General features: G+C 62.0%; 16 protein-coding genes and 1 pseudogene. 8 read left to right on the forward strand and 9 right to left on the reverse strand.

Going from position 1 to position 19,795, the window contains the following annotated elements; all coding sequences use genetic code 11:
• Positions 1-8: 8 nt before the first annotated feature.
• The 5 genes from ACEN8U_RS00445 to xylA form a co-directional block, all read right to left on the reverse strand.
• Positions 9-2,276: a xanthine dehydrogenase family protein molybdopterin-binding subunit gene (locus ACEN8U_RS00445; RefSeq protein WP_310111786.1), complete on the reverse strand. Its 2,268-nt coding sequence runs from the start codon at positions 2,274-2,276 to the stop codon at positions 9-11.
• Between the two features lie 227 nt (positions 2,277-2,503).
• Positions 2,504-3,703 (reverse strand): sugar ABC transporter permease, encoded by a 1,200-nt coding sequence (locus tag ACEN8U_RS00450; RefSeq protein WP_013591537.1) that lies wholly within the window; start codon positions 3,701-3,703, stop codon positions 2,504-2,506.
• A complete protein-coding gene (gene xylG, locus ACEN8U_RS00455) occupies positions 3,700-5,259 on the reverse strand; it encodes a D-xylose ABC transporter ATP-binding protein (RefSeq protein WP_310111783.1) in 1,560 nt (519 codons plus the stop codon). Before xylG ends, ACEN8U_RS00450 begins: the two co-directional genes overlap by 4 nt.
• Before the next feature lie 77 nt (positions 5,260-5,336).
• Entirely contained in the window at positions 5,337-6,365 is a 1,029-nt protein-coding gene (xylF, locus tag ACEN8U_RS00460) for a D-xylose ABC transporter substrate-binding protein (protein WP_013591535.1), read from the reverse strand.
• Between the two features lie 146 nt (positions 6,366-6,511).
• Positions 6,512-7,834: a xylose isomerase gene (xylA, locus tag ACEN8U_RS00465; protein ID WP_310111780.1), complete on the reverse strand. Its 1,323-nt coding sequence runs from the start codon at positions 7,832-7,834 to the stop codon at positions 6,512-6,514.
• Between the two features lie 265 nt (positions 7,835-8,099).
• On the opposite strand from xylA, the gene ACEN8U_RS00470 reads away from it, so the two are divergent.
• From ACEN8U_RS00470 to ACEN8U_RS00480, 3 genes are all read left to right on the forward strand, one after another.
• Positions 8,100-9,323 carry a DNA-binding transcriptional regulator gene (locus tag ACEN8U_RS00470; protein ID WP_310111778.1) on the forward strand — a complete coding sequence of 408 codons (1,224 nt, stop codon included), beginning with the start codon at positions 8,100-8,102 and terminating at the stop codon, positions 9,321-9,323.
• A 34-nt stretch (positions 9,324-9,357) separates the two neighbouring features.
• Positions 9,358-10,431 (forward strand): aldose epimerase family protein, encoded by a 1,074-nt coding sequence (locus ACEN8U_RS00475; RefSeq protein WP_310111776.1) that lies wholly within the window; start codon positions 9,358-9,360, stop codon positions 10,429-10,431.
• Positions 10,432-10,600: 169 nt separating this feature from the next.
• Entirely contained in the window at positions 10,601-10,894 is a 294-nt protein-coding gene (locus ACEN8U_RS00480; protein ID WP_014972870.1) for a DUF4148 domain-containing protein, read from the forward strand.
• A gap of 113 nt (positions 10,895-11,007) precedes the next feature.
• On the opposite strand, the pseudogene ACEN8U_RS00485 reads toward ACEN8U_RS00480, so the two are convergent.
• Positions 11,008-11,413: pseudogene (locus ACEN8U_RS00485) on the reverse strand (hypothetical protein).
• 346 nt (positions 11,414-11,759) lie between these two features.
• On the opposite strand from ACEN8U_RS00485, the gene ACEN8U_RS00490 reads away from it, so the two are divergent.
• The gene (locus ACEN8U_RS00490) at positions 11,760-12,140 is read left to right on the forward strand and encodes a hypothetical protein (RefSeq protein WP_310111774.1); all 381 of its coding nucleotides are present in this window, start codon (positions 11,760-11,762) and stop codon (positions 12,138-12,140) included.
• Between the two features lie 264 nt (positions 12,141-12,404).
• Complete coding sequence (locus ACEN8U_RS00495) at positions 12,405-14,198, forward strand: methyl-accepting chemotaxis protein (protein ID WP_310111772.1); 1,794 nt, start codon at positions 12,405-12,407, stop codon at positions 14,196-14,198.
• 30 nt (positions 14,199-14,228) lie between these two features.
• Here the strand turns inward: ACEN8U_RS00495 and ACEN8U_RS00500 are convergent, their stop codons facing one another.
• Entirely contained in the window at positions 14,229-14,963 is a 735-nt protein-coding gene (locus ACEN8U_RS00500) for a hypothetical protein (protein WP_310111770.1), read from the reverse strand.
• Positions 14,964-15,170: 207 nt separating this feature from the next.
• Positions 15,171-15,500: a hypothetical protein gene (locus ACEN8U_RS00505; RefSeq protein WP_013591526.1), complete on the reverse strand. Its 330-nt coding sequence runs from the start codon at positions 15,498-15,500 to the stop codon at positions 15,171-15,173.
• Positions 15,501-15,783: 283 nt separating this feature from the next.
• On the opposite strand from ACEN8U_RS00505, the gene ACEN8U_RS00510 reads away from it, so the two are divergent.
• Positions 15,784-16,329 (forward strand): SRPBCC family protein, encoded by a 546-nt coding sequence (locus ACEN8U_RS00510; protein ID WP_310111767.1) that lies wholly within the window; start codon positions 15,784-15,786, stop codon positions 16,327-16,329.
• 190 nt (positions 16,330-16,519) lie between these two features.
• Positions 16,520-18,319 (forward strand): methyl-accepting chemotaxis protein, encoded by a 1,800-nt coding sequence (locus tag ACEN8U_RS00515; RefSeq protein WP_310111766.1) that lies wholly within the window; start codon positions 16,520-16,522, stop codon positions 18,317-18,319.
• Between the two features lie 13 nt (positions 18,320-18,332).
• Here ACEN8U_RS00515 and ACEN8U_RS00520 read toward each other — a convergent pair whose 3' ends face one another.
• Positions 18,333-18,689, reverse strand: a complete 357-nt coding sequence (locus ACEN8U_RS00520; RefSeq protein ID WP_310111764.1) for a hypothetical protein — start codon at positions 18,687-18,689, stop codon at positions 18,333-18,335.
• A 472-nt stretch (positions 18,690-19,161) separates the two neighbouring features.
• Here ACEN8U_RS00520 and ACEN8U_RS00525 point away from each other — a divergent pair, with 472 nt between their 5' ends.
• The gene (locus tag ACEN8U_RS00525; protein ID WP_310111762.1) at positions 19,162-19,794 is read left to right on the forward strand and encodes an XRE family transcriptional regulator; all 633 of its coding nucleotides are present in this window, start codon (positions 19,162-19,164) and stop codon (positions 19,792-19,794) included.
• Position 19,795: the final 1 nt, after the last annotated feature.

A 19,795-nucleotide genomic window follows, 5' to 3' on the forward strand; every position in this document is an offset into this window, starting at 1 on the left:
CTCCCGCTTTATGTGAGTTTCAGGGGCAGCGTGCGCAGGCGCTTGCCCGTGAGTGCGAAAACCGCATTGGCCACGGCGGGCGCAATCGGCGGCACGCCAGGTTCGCCGACGCCTTGCGGATGCAACTGGCTCGGCATGATGTCGACGTCGATCACCGGGCAATCGTTGATGCGCACCACCGGAAAGTCGACGAAGTTCTTCTGCTCGACCTGGCCGTTCACAATCGTGATTTCGTCCTGCAACGCGGCGGAAAGCCCGAAGACGATGCCGCTCTCCATCTGCTGACGAATCAGATTCGGGTTCACCGGCAAGCCGCAATCGATCACGCAGATCACGCGATGCACGCGAATCCGGCTGCCGGGCCCAATGGACACTTCCGCCACTTGCGCGACGACGCTGCCAAATGCCTCGTGAAGCGCGACGCCGCGCGCACGCGGAGCGCCGTCGGCGGCATGCGTCAATGGATGCTGCCAATCTGAGAGCAGCGCCGCTCGCTGCAACACAGCCAGATGCCGCGGATGCTGCGCGAGCAGCGCGGCGCGAAACGCAATCGGATCGTGTTCGGTCGCCACGGCGAGTTCATCGGTAAAACTCTCGGTGAAGAAGGCTTGATGCGAGTGGCCGACCGAGCGCCAGAAACCGACCGGCACCGGCAAGTCCACGATCTTGTGCGCGACGCGCGCCGCCGGCCATTCATACGGCTGATCGAATGCGCCTTCCACCGTGGTCTTGTCGAGCGGAATGCGCGGCGCGCCATAATAGCGCGCGAGCGCGTCGGGCACGATCGCCTGGCTCGCGGACGCGCTGTGCCACGCCACGAGGTTGCCGTTGCTGTCAAAGCCTGCCTTGAGGCGCGCTACGCAGGCCGGCCGATAGAAATCGTGCGTGAAGTCCTGCGCGCGCGACCAGAGCGTTTGCACGGGACGGCCACCCGCCTCGCGCGCAATCGCCGCGGCCTGCGCAATGTAATCGAGTTCGAGGCGCCGTCCGAATGCGCCGCCGAGCAATTGCGTATGCACCTGGACCTTGTCGTCGTCGAGATGCAGCACCTTGGCCACGTGATGCCGCGCGAGCGCGGGCATCTGCGTCGACACCCAGACATTCGCCGCGCCGTCCGCGACCTGCACCGTGCAGTTAAGCGGCTCGACCGCGCCATGCGCCAGATACGGCGCGTGATATTCAGCGGCGATGGTGCGGGCCGCGCCGTTTAGCGCGTCGTTGACCTCGCCGCGACGGTAGTACGCGTGGCCGTCGCCGTCGTCGAGTGCGAGCGCGAGGCGGCGCTCCACTTCGGCGCTCGACAGCGAAGCCGCGGCGCCGTGCGTCCAGTTCACCCTGATCGCGTCGACGGCGTTCATCGCGCGAAACGGGTTGTCCGCGATGACGGCGACGCCGCCGGTGCCGCCCGCATAGGGCGCGACAGCAAGCGCCTTGACGAAGCCGCGCATGGCCTGCGCCGCTGCCGCATCGAAGCTCGCGACCGTGCCGCCGAGCGTCGGGCACATCACGACGCTTGCGTACAGCAGGCCGTCCGGCAACGCATCGATGCCGAAGCGCGCGGTGCCGTTGATCTTCGACGCCGCCTCGACACGCCGCAGCGGTTTGCCGATCAGCTTGAAACTGGCGGGATCTTTTAACGTGATCTTGCGCGGCAGCGCCTGCTGCGCGGCCATCGACGACAACTCGCCAAAGCTCGCCTTATGTCCCGATGGATGCACGACGTAGCCGCTTTCCGCGACGCACTCGCCGGGCGGTACATGCCATTGCGCGGCGGCGGCGGCAATCAACATCGCGCGCGCCGAGGCGCCGGCCTCACGCATAGGAGTCCATAAATCATTGATGCTCGACGAGCCGCCCGTCATCATCGTGCCGGCCTCGCGCACGACTTTGCGCGTGTACCAGACCACCGCGCGCTTCGTGATGCTGTCCTGATCGGGGCGAAACGGCAGATCGTCAACGACGTTCTGCACGCTGTTATAGATGTTGTCGATCGGCGCGTCTTCGACGCGCACGCGCGACCAGTCGGCGTCCAGTTCCTCAGCAAGCAGCATGGCGAGACCGGTGTGCACGCCCTGCCCCATCTCCGCCTTACAGACCACGACGGTCACGGTGTTGTCCGCGGCGATCTTGACCCAGCCATTGAGCGCCGTTTGGGTGCCTTCCACCGGCAAGGGCGCACTGGTCGTGAGGCGCTGCCGCGCGGGCAACACAGACCAGCCGACCAGCAACGCGCCCACCGCGCCCGCACCGCCGATGACGAAGGTTCTGCGCTTCATGATAATGGCCTGCCCCGCTTGCCCGCCGCTAAGACGCATGGGGGGCGCGATTCGCGCCCTGCGTTCCCCACGCAATATTAGTAAGACGGAGGAACGCGCGCGGACTTAAATTCGTCGGACGAGGCCGTATGCGCGCGGGGCGGGCGCGCTAGCGAACTCAGCCGGGGGTGCGCGAGTCGTGAGGCGTTTCATTAAATGGCTGCACGCCCCGGCTTTATTCGTCTGAGCTATCTGCGGTTGGACCCAGACATCACGTCGATCCACACGGCCAGCACGAGAATGCCGCCCTTCACAATCATCTGCCAATAGGCGTCGACGTCGAGCATCGACATGCCGTTGTCGAGGCTTGCCATGACCAGTGCGCCGATCAAGGCGCCGTAAACCGTGCCGGAGCCGCCGCGCATCGACGTGCCGCCGATAAAGCACGCGGCAATCGCGTCGAGTTCGCCCATCGAGCCCGCGGACGGCGAACCCGCGGCAAGGCGCGCGGTGTTCACGATGCCGGCGAACGCGCACATCAAGCCCATCAGCGCAAAAATGACGAGCTTCACGCGATCCGTGTTGACGCCCGAGAGGCGCGTCGCTTCCAGATTCGAACCCACCGCGTAGATGCGGCGGCCAAACACGGTCTGCGTGGCAATCCACGTGAAGATACCGAGCAGCGCGAGCAGCAGCAACACAGGCACCGGAATGCCGCCATAGCGATCCAGCGTCGCGACGAAGCCCGCGAGAATCGCGCCCGCCCCGACCACTTTGGCGACGTCCTGCCAGATCGGCACCACGCTCAACTGATAGCGCTCGCGATTGCGGCGCTGACGTATCGTGAGAAACGCGAGCAGCAGAAACAGCACCACCGCGAGCGTATCGCCGGCGAGTTTCGGCAGATAGCCCTGACCCACGAACACGAAACTGTCGGACACCGGTGCGATAGTCGAGCCGCCTGTCACGCCAAGCAGAATGCCGCGATACGCGAGCATACCGCCAAGTCCGACAATGAACGAAGGCACTCGCCGGTAGGTCGACCACCATCCGTTGAAAAGGCCGATCAGTACACCCAACAACATCACAACCGGCAATGTGACGCCGATTGGCCAATGGCGGTTCACGTCGAGTATCGCGGCCACACCGCCTAGCAAGCCGAGCAACGATCCAACCGACAGATCGATCTCGCCTGCAATGATCACGAACACCATGCCGCACGCGAGCATGCCGGTAATCGACATTTGCCGCAGCAGGTTCGACAGGTTGCGCGGCGTGACAAACGCGCCGTGGGTCAGCAGCGAAAAGAAAATCCAGATCGCGGCCACGGCAATTAGTAACGCGAGAATCTTGTAGCGCGCGAACAGTTGCTGAATGCGCTGTGTGCCGCCGAATGCGCCTCGTGGCGCGGTCTCGTCGGCGCGTTGGGAAGTAACGTCGGGCGTCATGCTGCACTCGCTGCGGTAGGGTTCGGGACTCGCTGCACGGGACGGATCGCGGCGCTGAGAATGTCTTCCTGCGTGAGGCCGTCGTTGACGAAATCGCCACGCAGCTCGCCTTCGCCGATCACGAGAACGCGATCGCTCATGCCGAGCACTTCCGGCAATTCCGACGACACCATCACGATCGACATGCCGCGCTGCGCCAGTTGAAAAATGAGTTTGTAGATTTCGAATTTTGCGCCGACGTCGACACCGCGCGTGGGCTCGTCGAGTATCAGCACTTTCGGATCGGTCAGCAGCATGCGCGTCAGTACCGCCTTCTGCTGATTGCCGCCGGACAGACTCGCTATCGACAACATCGGGTGAGCCGCGCGCACGGAAAGCCGCTTCATTTCCGTGTGTATCGTGTCGAGTTCCGCTGCCGAGTCGATACGTCCACCGGATGCAAAACGCTGCAGCACCGCCAGCGTAATGTTATGGCCGACACTCAGGCCCGGCACGATGCCGTGGCGCTTACGGTCTTCCGGCACCATGCCGATGCCCGCGCGGATCGCATCGATAGGCGCGCGAATCTTGACCGGCTTGCCTTCCATGAGAACCGTCGCCTCGCTCACGCCGGGATACGCGCCGAAAATCGCCTGCATCAACTCCGTGCGCCCGGCGCCGACCAGTCCGGCCACGCCGAGAATCTCGCCGCGCCGCAATTGGAACGACACATCGTTCACGCGCTTGCGGCGTGGATTCGTCACGTCGAAGCAGGTCACGTTGCGGGCTTCGAAAATGACGTCGCCGATGGGATGCGGCTCGCGCGGAAACAGGTTCTTGATTTCGCGCCCGACCATCAGCGAGATGATGCGGTCGGTGGTGAGCGCGCGCATCGGCTCGGTGGCGACATGGCGTCCGTCGCGAATCACGCTGATCGTGTCGCAAACCGCGGCGACTTCGTCGAGCTTGTGCGAGATGTACACGCACGCCACGCCGCGCCGCTTCAGATCGCGCACAATATCCAGCAAAATCGCGATCTCGGCTGAAGTGAGCGAAGAAGACGGCTCATCCAGAATCAGCAGTTTTGCGCGCTTGTTGAGCGCCTTGGCAATTTCTATCAGCTGCTGGTGGCCGCCGCCATAATTCATGACAGGCTGTGCGGCATTAATGCCGCTAATGCCGAGCTCGCGCAGCAATTCGTCGGCACGCTGATACATCGCGGCGTAATTCATGCGGCCGCCGGGCAGCGTGATTTCGTTGCCGAGAAAGATGTTCTCCGCCACCGACAACTCCGGCACCAGCATCAGCTCCTGATGAATGATGATAATGCCGGCGCGCTCGGTATCGCGTATGCTCGCCGCTTTCAGCGGCTTTCCTTCCCAGGTTATTTCGCCCTCCCAGGTACCGTGCGGATAGACACCGGACAGGACTTTCATCAGCGTGGATTTGCCTGCGCCGTTTTCGCCGCACAAGCCGACGCACTCGCCCGGCGCGACCGTCAGGTCGATGCCGTCGAGTGCCTTTACGCCTGAAAACGCTTTGACGATGCCGCGCATCGTCAGTAACGGTTGCGTCATTCGCTATGCCTCGCTGCAGGGCGCGCGGGCACGCCGATACGATGCAACCGTACCGGCGTACACCGCGCGCGTTACGCTCATTGGCTCGCGAGCTGAGCCTGAGTGTAGAAGCCGTCCTTGACGACCACGTCCACATTGCTCTTCGTTAGCAACGTGGGCTGCAGCAGCACCGTGTCGACCTTCTTCTTGCCGTTGTCGTATTGCGCATTGAAGGCGGGCTTCTCGCCTTTCGCCAACGCGACCGAGAGCTTCGCCGCTTCGCCGGCAATCAGCTTCAACGGCTTGTACACCGTCATCGTTTGCGTACCCGCGATCACGCGCTTGACCGCCGCGAGGTCCGCGTCCTGGCCCGACACCGGCACCTTGCCCGCCATGTGTTGCGCGGCGAGTGCCTGGATCGCACCGCCGGCCGTACCGTCGTTCGACGCGACAATGGCGTCGATCTTGTTGTTGTTCGCGGTCAGCGCATCTTCGACAATGCGCAGCGCCGTCGACGCGCTCCACTCCGGCACCCATTGCTGACCGACAATCTTGATGTCGCCCTTGTCGATGGCCGGCTTCAATACCTTCAGTTGTCCTTCGCGCAGCATCTTCGCATTGTTGTCGGTCGGCGCGCCGCCGAGCAGGAAGTAGTTGCCCTTCGGTTGCGCCTTATACACGCCCTGTGCCTGCAATTCGCCGACCTTTTCGTTGTCGAACGAGATATAGGCATCCACGTCGGCATCCAGAATCAGGCGGTCGTATGACACCACCTTGATGCCCGCCTTTCTCGCTTCCGCCACCACGTTGCCGAGCGTCTTCGAATTGAACGGCACGATGACGATCACATCCACGCCGCGCGAGATCAGGTTTTCGATCTGCGAGATTTGCCGTTCCTCGCTGGCGTCCGCCGATTGCACCGACACTTTCGCGCCGAGCTTTTCCGCCGCGGCGACGAAATAGTCGCGATCGCGCGACCAGCGCTCGACGCGCAAGTCGTCGATACAGAAACCGATTTCAGGGTGATCCTTGCTCGCGTGCGCGAGCGGCGCGACAAGCGACAGGCTGGCCAGCACCGCTCCACACACGAGCGAACTCAGTACAGTACGACGCGTTGCGAATTTCATCTCTGTCTCCTTCTTCTGATAGCCGGAATACCGGATTGGACGGCCTGCGCTGCGAGCCGCAGGTCCGGACAAGCGACAACCCAAAGCTTCTTTTTGTTTTCGCGCGGGACACGCCCGCGCGTCTTCTTCGATTGCAACGATGCTCTTTAGCGTCCGCTATAAATAGCCTGATTGACGATGTTTTCCATGCGTTCCTGCTGACCGCTCACATGCTGCGGATTCAGATCGCGCGACAACGCCTCGGCTGCGAGTGTCGACAGCGAGTAGTCGCCGGACAGAATCTTGCGGCCGAACTCGGCGTCCCATCCTGCATAACGCTGACGTTTAAACTGGCCGAGGCGGTCGTTTTCGATCAGCACAGCCGCGCGTTCGACAGCGAGCGCGAGGTTATCGATTGCGCCCACGTGGCCATAAAACAGATCTTCAGGATCCACACTTTGCCGGCGCACTTTCGAGTCGAAGTTCATGCCGCCCGTCGTGAAGCCGCCGTGCCGCAGGATTTCGTAGAAGGCAAGTGTCAGCTCTTCCACGCTGTTGGGGAATTGATCCGTGTCCCAGCCGTTTTGAGGATCGCCGCGATTCGCGTCCACGCTGCCGAAGATGCCGAGCGCATACGCCGTCGCGATCTCGTGATGAAACGAGTGGCCGGCAAGCGTCGCATGATTCGCCTCGATGTTCACGCGGATTTCTTTCTCGAGCCCGTATTGCAGCAGGAAGCCGTGCACGGTCGCGACATCGTAATCGTATTGATGCTTGGTCGGCTCCTGCGGCTTCGGCTCGATCAACAGAGAACCTTTGAAGCCCATCTTGTGGGCATGCTCGACCACCATATGCAGGAAGTGCGCGAGTTGATCGCGTTCACGCACGAGGTCGGTATTGAGCAGCGTGTCGTAACCTTCGCGTCCACCCCACAGCACATAATTCTCTCCGCCGAGCCGCTGCGTCGCGTCAAGCGCATGACGTACCTGCGTGGCGGCAAAGGCGAAGGTCTCCGGATCGGGACTCGTCGCCGCGCCGGCCGCATAACGCGGATGCGAAAACAGATTGGCCGTGCCCCACAGCAGTTTTATGCCCGTGTCCTGCTGTTTGCGCGCCAGGTAGTCCACTATGCGGGAAAAATTCTCGCTGTATTCCTTCAGGCTTGTGCCTTCCGGCGCGACATCGGTATCGTGAAAGGTGTAATACGGCGTGCCCAGCTTTGAGAAGAATTCGAATGCGGCATCCGCTTTCAGATGCGCCATTTCCATGGCGTTGCCGGGCTGCTGCCAGGGGCGCCTGAACGTGCCCTGGCCGAAAATGTCCACGCCCGGCCACACAAAGGTATGCCAGTAGCACACTGCAATGCGCAGATGTTCTTCGAGCGTTTTGCCGAGGACCTTTTTGCTTTTATCGTAGTAGCGATACGCAAGCGGATTGTCCGATTGCGGGCCTTCATAACGGATCTCGGGAATATGTTCGAAGTAGGACATCAGCGTCTCCTTCCCATCTAAAGGGATATGTTGCACCGCAACCCGTGCGACATGGCCGGGCCGGTCGATAAGGTGACGCCATGCTGCCGCTTGCACGAGGCATCGGCAATTGCGAAATTGCGCAGTGTGCTTGATGTTTCTTACCGCCCGCCGTTTTGTTTTGCCCAGGCGCGCGATTCGCGGCCTAGAATAACCGGACGCTTAAAAACAAGGACTCAGGAGACAAAGGTACTGCGGGTTGACGACTCGCATGCCGCTCACCGCCATGACCCGTCCGCCAACACCCCAGACGACGCATCGAATCGCGCTGCTGTTCAACGCGAACAAGGTCTACGACCGCGAGATCATTACCGGCATCGGCAACTATCTCCTGTCCACGCGCGTGGCGTGGGATCTCTTTCTGGAAGAAGATTTTCGCTGCCGGCTGGCGGGCATCGAGCGCTTTGACGGCGACGGCATCATCGCCGATTTCGACGATCCAGCCGTGAGCGAAGCGCTCCGCGATTGTCCGTTGCCGGTGGTCGCAGTGGGCTCGTCATTCGAGGACCCGGCGCAGTATCCTCCGGACTTACCCTATATTGCGACCGATAACAGCAAGCTCGTCTCCCTCGCCTACACGCATTTGATCGGCGCGGGCCTCGAGCATTTCGCGCTATACAGCCTGCCGCAGGCGCAGCAAAACCGCTGGGCGCAGGAGCGTGAGCTTGCCTTCGCGCATCTGCGTCACGCGGACGGCCACAGCGCGGAGCAGATTCAGAGCGAGGTTTATCGCGGCCTGTCGACCAGTGCACCTTCATGGAATCAGGCGACCGAGCAACTCACCGCATGGCTGCGCGAGTTGCCGAAGCCCGTCGGCATCATTGCCGTGACCGACGCGCGTGCAAGGCATTTGCTGCAAGCGTGCCTGATTGCCGGCATTCCCGTGCCCGAGGAAGTCGCGATTATCGGCATCGACAACGATCCGCTCACGCGCACGCTCACGCGCATTCCGCTTTCGTCGGTCATTCAGGGCACCGAGGAAATGGGCCGCACCGCTGCTCACCTTCTGCACCAGATGTTGCGGGGCGCCCGCTTTCCAGGGCGGCGCATTCTGGTGCCGCCTGTCGGCATCAACGTGCTCGAATCGACGAAGCACCAACCACTCGCGAGTCCGTATGTGATGCGCGCGCGGCACTTTATTCGTCAGTACGCGTGCCAGGGCATTCGCACGGAACAGGTGGCCGATTATGTCGGCGTGTCGCGTTCGTCGCTCGAAGAGTACTTTCGACGCGAGCGGCAATGCACGGTGCATCAGGAAATTTTGCGCCACAAACTCGACGTCGCGAAGGCGCTGCTTGCGAAGCGCGATGCGTCCAGCGCCGAAGTGGCCATACGCTGCGGCTTCACGTCATTGCAATACATGTATGCGGTCTTTCGCCGCGAGCTGGGATGCACGCCGCGCGAGTATCAGGAGCGCGCCAACTCGACTCAGGCTTCCGAGCCAGGCTGAGCATGCTTTTACTCTCTTATTCTTTATCGACGACATGATCAGCATTGCACAACTTTCCTCCGAATCATGGGGCGCGCTGAGAGGCGGAGACCCGGTGTCGCTCTTCACACTGCGCAACGCGCACGGCATGAAGGTCGCCATCAGCAATCTGGGCGGCACACTCGTTTCGTGGCACGCGCCGGATCGCGCCGGACGACTCGGCGACATTCTGCTCGGCCACGACACGCCCGCTCAATATGTTGCGGCCACAACTTATATGGGCGGCCTGATTGGCCGCTGGGCGAACCGCATTGCCGACGCACGCTTTACGCTCGACGGCATTGAGTACACGCTCGACCGCAATGAAGGCACGAAACTGTTGCATGGCGGGAGCGTCGGCTTTCATCGCGCGATATGGGACGTGAGCGAAGACAACGGGTCTCTGCTCATGCGCCTCGAGTCGCCGGAAGGCGATGCCGGCTTTCCCGGCAATGTGACCACGCAAGTCCGCTATACGCTCGACGACGACGGCACCTTGACGATCGAATACGAAGCCATGACGGACGCCGCCACGCCGCTCAATCTCACGAGCCACGGCTACTTCAATCTGACGGGACGCCCCGGCACCGATATTCGCGGACATATGCTGTCAATCGACGCGGATCAGTTCTTCGAAGTCGACGCGGCCATGATCCCTACGCGCCTCGCCGATGTGGCGGGCAACGCATTCGACTTCCGGCAAAGCGCGCCGATTGGCGCGCGCCTCGACTGGCCGCACGCGCAACTGGTGCAGGCAGGCGGATTCGATCACTGCTATGTGTTACGCAACGCGGCTGGTGGCTCCGGCAATCTGCGCGAAGTCGCCTGTCTCTACGACCCCGGCAGCGGCCGCGAATTGACCGTCTCAACGGATCAGCGAGGTTTGCAGTTTTACAGCGGCAACTGGTTGAAAGGCGAAGCGGGGCGCGGCGGAGTGGTCTATCAGGCGCATGCCGGGCTTTGTCTCGAAGCGGGCGGTTTTCCGAACCAGGTGAATATGCCGGCAGAACAGGAAGATGTCATTCTGCGGCCCGGCGACACGTACCGCCAGGTCACGGCATACTGCGTGGGTGTGCGCCAGGGCGTGTGACAGCTCGCTGCAAAGGCTGACGTGCTCGATTACAGCTAGCCGACTTATCAATTGCTGCAAGACTGAATTACTGTATTGGACGTTTCCTCTTGCATAACCGCTTCCTACAATCCGCGCATGGTGCCGAGAATCCGCTGCGGCATCGGAACGCCATTCCCGGAGGAAGCATATGAAAACGCTGATTAGAGCAGTCGCGCTCGCCGTTGTTCTGGCTGCGCCGGCCGCCTCGTTTGCACAGTCGGAACAGCCGCTCACGCGCGCCGAAGTGAAGGCGCAGTTAAAGCAGATCGAACAGGCCGGCTACAACCCGGCGACGGCCGTGGATGCGAACTATCCCGCCGATATTCAGGCAGCCGAAGCTCGCGTCGCCGCGCAGAATGCGATGGCGCAAAGCGACACCACGGGGTATGGCTCGACGGCGACGGGATCGTCGCAAACCGGATCTGGCGCGCCGGCTCAGTGACAGCGGGTTTCGCGTGGGCATGCGGCGCTTTGCCGCCGACGGAAGGCGCTGTTCATTCTGCGCCTTCTGCGTTTCCCGCTGCAATTGCACGCTGTTTTATCTCGCCCAGCCTTTCAATGCTGCAAAGTCACAGCGTTCCCGCTTGACTCGGGCTCCTGCTGCGCTATCTGCGATGCCTCTGCAAGAAGCCGCGTCGCACGGCTCGCCGTAATACGGCTTTGCGGCACCCCTTTCGCGTCGAGCGCGATCACCTGATACAACTCACGCACGGTCGCATTCCAATTCGCGCTGATACTGTTCCGCCGTGTCGACGAGCAATTCGAGCATGGTCTGGCGACGGTGCCGCTCATCGCTGGTAATAGCAGGAATCCTACATATCGAGGCCGCAAGCGTCGTCAAGGCATTCAGTTGACTCAATTGCCGGTCGCATAGATCGAACGCCGACGGGGCGAGCTTTTCGTGTTGAAGGGCGTCGACGGGCGGGCGCATGGCGAGTGGATTCTTGGTGGATTTGCTCATGCTGCGATCTCCTGTTTTACTTCTTCAGATCGCCCGACACTCGCTTGCAAGGTGGGTGAGCGGGCACGTAGCGGGGTTAGCAGACCGGGATACAAACAAACCGGCGAGCCTCGCGGCTCCCCCACCACGGCCCACCCATAGACAATATAGACGTGCAGCAGTAGACGCACGACCCGCCTGAGCGGGTGTGCGGTTTGTATCGCAGGCTGCTAAACCTGGTCGCCAGGTGTTTCCCAACGACTCGATAATTATAAAGCAGCGGACCCGCAAAAGGTCTTTTGGGATGAGCTGAAGATGCGCTTTCACAGCATCCGCTCTAAGATAAGCCTTCGAAAAAGGAGCGCTTATGGGATCAACCGTCAAGAACTCATTGCTATGGGTGTTCGACCCATTGAACGACGACGCGGGCTTCATGAGAAAACGCATGTTCGGTTTCGAAGCCGCTTATATGGACGGCCTGCTGTGCCTCTCGGTCGGCGATGGCGAAGAACCGTGGAATGGGCTGCTGGTGTGTACGTCACGTGAACGGCATGCAGATCTTGTTCGCGAGTTTCCGGAACTCGCGCCGCATCCTGTGCTGGGCAAATGGCTTTATCTGTCGCAAAGGAATGAGGACTTCGAAGCGATTGCCGGCACGCTGGTCAAACTCGTCAGCAGGCGTGACTCGCGCATTGGAGTCGAACCGGGCGCGAAGAAAAAGAAATCAAAGAAGGTCATGGGGAGCTAGGGGTCGCAAGCCTCGACGCCGAGATTGCCCGACGCAGTGGCCGCTTAATTATTCGTTCTCTGAGCCCGCGCGCAGGATTCCCAGGCCGCGCCGCCGACACTGGCGCCCGTCGTGCCTTCGCTACCCTCGAACCTCAAGTTCTGCCTTTTTCCGCCGTAGTCCGTAAAAAGGCTCCCGATCCGCGGCCCCGGCAGAACCGCGCTAAAGGCGTCGCAACCGGCGTTCGATTCGTGCAGTACCCCTTTCACCCTCACGGAAAACACGATGTCCTCACTCCGCACCCGCATTCTGACCATTTCGTCGGCGACCGTCATCGGCGCACTCGCGCTTTCCGGTGCCGCGACCTACGTCACGGTGCGCGCCAATACGATGGAGACGATCGAGCAGAACCTGACCGCCATTGCGGGCGCCAATACGCTCGCCATCGACAAATGGGTGGCAGCCAAGGCACAAGCCGTGAAGGCCACTGCAGAAGAAGTCGAGCACGGCGATCCACAAGGCTTCGTCAAGCATCTGGGTAACGCCGACGGTTTCCCGATCACGACAGTCGGCTGGACGGACAAAAGTTTCTTTTCAACGAGTCCGGGCACACCGAAAGACTACGACCCGACCGTGCGTCCCTGGTATAAGGCAGCGATTGCAGCAGGCACACTGATCGTGACGAAGCCGTACGGCGATGCGTCGACGGGCGTGCCTTATGTTTCCTTTGCTGCACCGATGATTCGCAATGGCGAACCGACCGGTGCATTGAGCGGCGCGGTGCCGCTCGAAGGCGTGCGCGAAGTGGTGGCCGCCGTCCACCCCACGCCTGCAAGTCTGGCGTTTGTCGTCGCGCGCGACGGTCAGGTGATCGCGCATCCGGATGCGAAGCTGACGCTCAAGCAGGCGACCGACATTTCCGCGGCCCTCACGCCTGATGCGCTCGCTTCGCTTGCGCAGGCCACCGCGCCGCTGCAAGTCGAACTGGGCGGCGCCGCCAAACTGCTCAAGGCGCAACCGGTGCATGGGACCGACTGGTATCTGGTCATTGCACTCGACAAGGCGGAAGCCACCGCGGGCCTCGGCAACGTGCTCAAAGCACTGGGCGTGGCAATGGTGTTGCTGACGCTGGCTGCCGTGGGCGTCGCTGCATTCTTTACGTCGCACTCGTTCCGCAGCCTCTCGAAGGTGCGCGACGCGATGGATAAGATCGGCTCGGGGAGCGGCGACCTTTCGCATCGTCTGCCGGTTGTCGGCAATGACGAGGTCTCGCAAATCTCCGCGTCGTTCAATGCTTTCGTCGAGAAGATCGGCGCGGTGCTGCATGAAGTGCGGGCCGGCGTCGAGAACATGAAGACGGCGACGAGTGAAATCGAAATGGGTAACCGCGATCTGTCGCAACGCACAGAGACGTCGGCTTCCAACTTGCAGAATACGTCTGCTGCGCTGACGGAATTGACCGCGAGCGTCAAACAGTCCGCAGAAGCCGCCGTCGAAGCGACGCGGCTCGCGACGTCGGCAAGCCAGGCCGCGGCACGCGGCGGCGAAGTGGTCACGAGCGCGGTCAGCACGATGGACGAGATTGCGAAGTCGTCCGCGCGCATCACCGAAATTATCGGCGTGATCGACAGCATTGCATTTCAGACCAATATTCTGGCGCTGAACGCGGCGGTGGAAGCGGCGCGTGCCGGTGAAAACGGCCGCGGCTTTGCCGTTGTCGCCGGCGAAGTGCGCACCTTGGCGCAGCGCTGCGCGACTGCGGCGCGCGAGATCAAGGACTTGATTCAGGCGTCCGAAGCAAGTGTCGGCACGGGCGCGCAGCGTGTGCAGGCGGCCGGCTCGGCAATGCAGGAGATCGTGGAAGGCATTGACCGTGTGAATCGCGTCATTGCCGAGATCGACGGCGCGATGAGCGAGCAGAGCGCGGGGATCAGTCAGATCGACCGCAGCGTCGCGGAGATGGATCAGGCCACGCAGCAGAATGCGGCGCTGGTTGAGCAGTCAACAGCCGCTTCGGCGACGTTGAATGAACAGGCGCATGGGTTGTCGAAGGTCGTGGGGTTGTTCCGGCTCGGGTGAATCCGGGCGAATCCGGGTGACCCCCCTCACTTAGGGCTGCACGGTAACTGCACCGGTCTTTGCGTCGATATAGTAGTCGACTCGCTGCAAAGCGGGCGATGTGTCGGCGGCCTGCGCCGGCGGAGTATGGCTGACGACCGTATGCCTGCGCTTGCCCTTCGGTTTCGCCGCCCCGCCAGCCGGGCGAGCTGAGCTCGCGATGCCGGAGGGCGGGACGGCCGATTGCGTTCCGCGCGTTTCGAGAACCACATGCCATACCGCGCTGGGTGATCCGCTACCGCCCGCTCCCGGAATGAGATCGACGGAGGCGACACGCTTGATGTCCTGCGCGTTCGGCGTTGCCTTTTTTGCAGCCTCGATAGCCAGTGTCGCGGAACCGACCGCCACGTTTTGCGGCGGCCTGTGCACCACACTGTCATAGTTGAGCGCGGCGAACAGGCCGAGAAATAGCATACCCACGCCGAAAGACAGAAACGTGCCCAACGTGACCAGTTGCCGCAGGCGATTGTCGCCCGCCTTGAATGCCTTCTCGGCGCTCCTGCCCGCCGTGTCGAGATTATTGATGAGCGTAGCGAGCACGTAGATGGCGAGGAGTATGACGAGGCCGAGCAGGCCCCACGACGCTTTCAACAGCCATTCCGCGCGCAGGTTGCCGGTGGCGGGCCCCAGAATGTCCTTGATAAAGCCGATGGTCAGTGCAAGCGTCGCACTCGCGATGGTGACCGTTTGCTTCAGATGTTCCAGGAGAACGTCGTGCGCTTTCATCCGCGCGGTGAATAGTTGGCTTCGGATATACAACCTGTCGGTCGACGGCGAGCCTGGCGCATCGGGGTCGACCCAATCGGTCTGGGTGCGCGCCGGTGGCACCGGTGGCGCCGGAGCCGGCGCTTGAACCGGAGCGGGCGCCGGAGTAGCGCCAGGCGTCGGTGGAGGGACCGTGCTCATTGCATGACCGCTTGAAGATTCCCGACCTTAATCGGGTGTCGGCGTCCACGGAAACTTGCTTAGTTCGCCGAAATGGTGGACCACGTGCAGCGCCCGATTGAAGGTCAGTTTGCGGTTGCCGTAGGTGGAGCCGTAATAGTCGAAGAAGGCGTCGTCGCCGAAAAACGTGTCCAGCAGTTCTTCGATGCGGTTTAAGCGCGTCCTGTTTTCTTCTTCCGCTTCTTGCGCATGCAGGGTCAACGCGAAGAGGTGCAGCGCATTGATGGATACGTCGATGTGGTGCGACACGAACCGCTCTTCGATCCGCCTGACAGTGTCAATGGTGCGTTCGCTGACCTCGAATTCGACCCGTGCCATGATCAATCTCCCGGAAGGCCACATATCTGCGCAATTAGGCGCGAAAAATGTGTTGCCGACTGTGCGCTGGCGCACAGTCGGATTGATGCGGCATGTGCGTGGGGATAGAACGACGCGCGGTGAGGGAGGCGTGCCGTCGCGCCCCCTAAAAGGCCGAATTCAAATTAACGTCACCTCGCGTTGGAATGAAATTTGCGGCGCTATTCGGTGTTTTCGATCAGCCACCGCCTCCCGCCCCGCCATAAAATATCCTCGCGTCCAACAGCGTTGGACAGGAGGCGCCATGAAAACCCGCACACGGTTTATCGTCGCAACCTTCGCGCTGCTTGTTGCTCTCGCGGTGCTCTTCGTCCCTTTACCGCAGCGGCTTCGATTCGACACGCGCATCGTTTCTACGGCGTCGATACGGCGCCCTCCTCCGGTCGTGTTCGATTACGTCACGACGCCAGCCCACTGGCCGGACTGGCACCCGTCGTCACTGGCGGTCAGCGGCACAGTGGACCATCCGCTCGATGTGGACGAGCAGGTGACAGAGGCATTCAGCGTGGCCGGCCGACGCGGGCAGGTTGTATGGACCGTCGCTCAACGCGTGCGCCCCAGCCGATGGGTCATAGCAGGAAAGATTGATGGCAGAGCCGCCGGCACGGTCAGCTATTCGCTGAGCCCGACCGTCGACGGAACCGCGTTCGAACGCGAGTTCACTTATCGCGCGCCGTCGTTGTGGTTCGCGGTATTGAACTGGGCGGTGCTGCGCGGGCGGATTCAATCGGAATCGGACACGGCAGTCTTGCGACTGAAGGGCCGTCTGGAAGCGTCATCGCAGCAGTAGCCCAATCCAGGCAGTCGCCGCACCACTCCAGCATATGCCCTTCAGAATCCGGCCTCTTTAGCCGTTTACACGAGTTCCGAGGCAACAGCCGACTCACCCGCCGCAAGCCGCGGCGCCTGTTCTGTCCTGCCCGCGCCGAACTTTCGGGAATCAGCGGATGCAGGACCAGGATCCACAGGAACTCGTCACCATGAAATTGTTTGCCAGCCTCAAGCTGAATCAGAAACTCGTCGGCGCATTGTTGTTTTCGGCCTTCGTCACCGCCGTTGTCGGCAGCGTCGGCGCGGTCAAGGTGCGCGAACTCGCGACCATGCAGACCGCCATGTACGACAGCGAGGTCGTGCCCATCCGGCAGATCGGCACCGCTGCGTGGCAGGCTGCGGCGCACTATCGACGGCTCTACGATTACGTCGTGAAAACCGACCCGAAGGGTCGTGAAGAGACGCTCACGTTCAACAAGAGCGGCGAGGCGGCAATCGTCACCGCGTTCGACTATGAGCGCACGCATCAATTCGACGATCGGCAAAAGCAGTTGCTGGCCGACTTCGACGCCACGTGGCCGGTCTATCTCGCGTCGGTGCAAAAAGTCGAGGAGCTCGCGCGGCAAGGCGACCAGAATGGCGCGCTTGCCGAGATGCGCGAGAACACCGACGGGCTGCATGTGAAAATCCGCAAGATCCTGATCGAGTTTTCCAACCTGCGCGATGCGTCGGCAAAGGCGCGTGCCGAGGCGGGCGTGGCGCTCGTCGGCGACGTCACCTGGTGGATCGTCGGTTGTGCGGTCGTGGGCGTCGGCATTGCGCTTGCCATGGGTCTCGCGGTCACGCGCTCGATCGTGCGGCAGATCGGCGGCGAACCCGCGAAAGTCGCAAGCCTCGTCGAGCAGATCGCCGAAGGCGACCTTCAAACGCCGATCGACGCCAGCACGGTCGGCGGCAACAGCGTGCTGCACGCCGTCGCGCTCATGCAGCGCCGTCTGGCCACTGCAATTGGCTCGATTCGCACGGGCACGGAAATGGTGACGGTGGCTTCACGGGAAATCGCAGCGGGCAACATCGACCTCTCCTCGCGCACGGAACAACAGGCGGCTTCGCTCGAAGAAACCGCGTCGAGCATGACGCAGCTCACCGAGACCGTCAAACAGAACGCCGACAATGCCCGCCAGGCCAACGCCCTCGCGACGCGAGCGACCGACATCGCCGATGCCGGCAATGACGCAGTGCACGGAATGGTGGATACGATCGGCCAGATCAGCAGCAGCTCGAGCAAGATTTCCGACATCACGGGCACGATCGAAGGCATCGCGTTCCAGACCAATATCCTCGCGTTGAATGCCGCCGTCGAGGCGGCCCGCGCCGGCGAGCAGGGCCGCGGTTTCGCCGTGGTCGCGAGCGAGGTTCGCAGCCTCGCGCAACGTTCGGCATCGGCGGCGAAGGAGATCAAGGAGTTGATCGGCTCGTCGGTCGCCATGATTCAGGACGGCGCAAAGCAGGCCACGGAAGTCGGCGCAACGATGGACGAAGTCAAGCAGGCCATCAAGCAGGTGTCGGACATCGTCGGCGAAATTGCGGCGGCTTCCGAGGAGCAAAGCCACGGCATCGAACAGGTGAATCGCGCCGTCGTGCAGATGGACGCGGTGACGCAGCAGAACGCCGCGCTCGTCGAGGAGGCAGCCGCCGCTGCGCAGTCGCTCGAAGAGCAGGCCGTCAAACTGAACGGCGCGGTCTCGATCTTCCGCGTCGCGGGCGCTCAGCAGGGCGCTGCGCCCGCCGCGCCCGCCATGGCGCCGCGCGCGCGTGCCGCAGCCGCACCGGCTGTCAGGAAGACGCCGGCGAGCCGGGCCGCCGCGCCGCGGCCAAGCGGATCGTCTGCCGCGAGTGAGCCGGCTGCGCCTCGCAAGAATGAGCCGGTAGCGGCGGCCGTCGCCATGCCGGCGGTCGCTGAGAAGCCGTCCGGCAAAGCGTCCGATTCGGATTGGGAGACCTTCTAGCCCGCAGGGGGCGTCACCACGGCGCCCTGCTTTCGCTCCTGCCGAACCGCACGACGCGCGCTTCGGCTTTATCTACGGCACACACGGGCGCGCCAAGCAACTGCCGCTCATGCAAATCGAGAATGGCGATAATCGGGAAACAGTCGGCGGTTTCAATTATCCAGACATCGCGGCTCGCGCCGCGAGCCGCGGCATCGAGAATATGCTCGGCGTCGAGATAAACCTCGCGCTCCACCGCCCCAAAACCCGCCTCCTGAAGATACCAGGCGAGATAAAGCACCTTAACGAGTTTAGCCAGCAATTCGCCGTTACCCTTGCCCGCTTTAAAGGCGGCCAATGCCAGATGCCAGCCGAGCGACTGCTCGCGCACGTACGCGACCGTGTGCGGCAACAGCTGCGCTTTGCCAAGCGGTTTTCTGCGCGTCTGATTTCCCGATGGCCTTTTTTTCCGATTCTGCGACATGGATCGATTTTATGTTCTTGACGCTATTTTTTAGTTTCAGCATCGTAATGCATCGGAACGATAAATCAATCGCGGCGCGCGAGTTTTAACAGAATTAATCACTATGCCTTCAGCATATGGCTTTCAAGATGGCTATTTTATGTCGGGTCGCGCCTGAATGCGGAGATAATCCGATGCGCGGAAATCAAAAATCTATTAAGCAGATTGCGTGGGCCGCCCAGGCGTTTCCAATCAGAAAAACTGCTTGCCCGGCCTCGCCGCTGCGTGAGTCGAGGCCGCTCGGGCGAGCATCGCGCCGGAGGCTAGTCGCGCGACTCCCAATGTTATTATCGGAAACACTGAATACACCCGCCGTCAGTCGCAACCCACGCAGCAGCTTATGGACACCCATACCACCAAGCCCGCAGAACCTTCCACCGCCGACCTCGGCCGGCGCGTGCGCGCCGCCCGTCAGTCGCAGGACCTGACGCTCGAAACCGCGAGCCGCCTGTGCGGCGTGTCGCGCTCGACGCTCTCCAAGGTCGAAAACGGCCTCATGTCCCCGACTTTCGACGTGCTGCAGAAAATCGTTCTGGGTCTGAAAATCGAAATCGGCGAGTTGTTCGGCTCGACGCCGAAGGTCAGCGCAAGCGGACGCCGCGCGTTGACGCGCAAAGGCGAGGGCCAGCGCCACGCCTATCGCGGCTATCAAATGGAATTGCTCGCCACCGAACTCGCGCACAAGGCGATGCTGCCGTTTCGCATCCGCATTTCAGCGCATACGCTCGACGCCTTCGACGACTGGGGCCGTCACGAAGGCGAAGAATTTCTGTATGTGATCAGCGGCAGCGTGTGCCTCTATTCCGAGCTGTATGCGCCGACGCATCTGAATGCCGGGGACAGTCTCTACTTCGACAGCCGCACGGGCCACGCCGCGGTGTCGACAAGTGAAGAGGACGCCGAAGTATTATGGATGGCGACGAGCGCCGATCTCCCGCAAGCGCCGGCCGTCAGCGAATCGTCGAAGACATAGC

The sequence above is a fragment of the Paraburkholderia phenoliruptrix genome, from assembly GCF_047325075.1.
GTDB classification, from domain to species: Bacteria; Pseudomonadota; Gammaproteobacteria; order Burkholderiales; family Burkholderiaceae; genus Paraburkholderia; species Paraburkholderia phenoliruptrix.

What these genes read in the sequence shown, in the direction of transcription:
- ACEN8U_RS00475 (WP_310111776.1), top strand. Translation starts at nt 9,358, where the DNA reads ATGATCAGCATTGCACAACTTTCCTCCGAATCATGGGGCGCGCTGAGA.
- xylF (WP_013591535.1), bottom strand. Translation starts at nt 6,365, where the DNA reads ATGAAATTCGCAACGCGTCGTACTGTACTGAGTTCGCTCGTGTGTGGA.
- ACEN8U_RS00495 (WP_310111772.1), top strand. Translation starts at nt 12,405, where the DNA reads ATGTCCTCACTCCGCACCCGCATTCTGACCATTTCGTCGGCGACCGTC.
- ACEN8U_RS00470 (WP_310111778.1), top strand. Translation starts at nt 8,100, where the DNA reads ATGACCCGTCCGCCAACACCCCAGACGACGCATCGAATCGCGCTGCTG.
- ACEN8U_RS00515 (WP_310111766.1), top strand. Translation starts at nt 16,520, where the DNA reads ATGAAATTGTTTGCCAGCCTCAAGCTGAATCAGAAACTCGTCGGCGCA.
- ACEN8U_RS00480 (WP_014972870.1), top strand. Translation starts at nt 10,601, where the DNA reads ATGAAAACGCTGATTAGAGCAGTCGCGCTCGCCGTTGTTCTGGCTGCG.
- ACEN8U_RS00505 (WP_013591526.1), bottom strand. Translation starts at nt 15,500, where the DNA reads ATGGCACGGGTCGAATTCGAGGTCAGCGAACGCACCATTGACACTGTC.
- ACEN8U_RS00490 (WP_310111774.1), top strand. Translation starts at nt 11,760, where the DNA reads ATGGGATCAACCGTCAAGAACTCATTGCTATGGGTGTTCGACCCATTG.
- ACEN8U_RS00525 (WP_310111762.1), top strand. Translation starts at nt 19,162, where the DNA reads ATGGACACCCATACCACCAAGCCCGCAGAACCTTCCACCGCCGACCTC.
- xylA (WP_310111780.1), bottom strand. Translation starts at nt 7,834, where the DNA reads ATGTCCTACTTCGAACATATTCCCGAGATCCGTTATGAAGGCCCGCAA.
- ACEN8U_RS00500 (WP_310111770.1), bottom strand. Translation starts at nt 14,963, where the DNA reads ATGAAAGCGCACGACGTTCTCCTGGAACATCTGAAGCAAACGGTCACC.
- ACEN8U_RS00450 (WP_013591537.1), bottom strand. Translation starts at nt 3,703, where the DNA reads ATGACGCCCGACGTTACTTCCCAACGCGCCGACGAGACCGCGCCACGA.
- ACEN8U_RS00510 (WP_310111767.1), top strand. Translation starts at nt 15,784, where the DNA reads ATGAAAACCCGCACACGGTTTATCGTCGCAACCTTCGCGCTGCTTGTT.
- xylG (WP_310111783.1), bottom strand. Translation starts at nt 5,259, where the DNA reads ATGACGCAACCGTTACTGACGATGCGCGGCATCGTCAAAGCGTTTTCA.
- ACEN8U_RS00445 (WP_310111786.1), bottom strand. Translation starts at nt 2,276, where the DNA reads ATGAAGCGCAGAACCTTCGTCATCGGCGGTGCGGGCGCGGTGGGCGCG.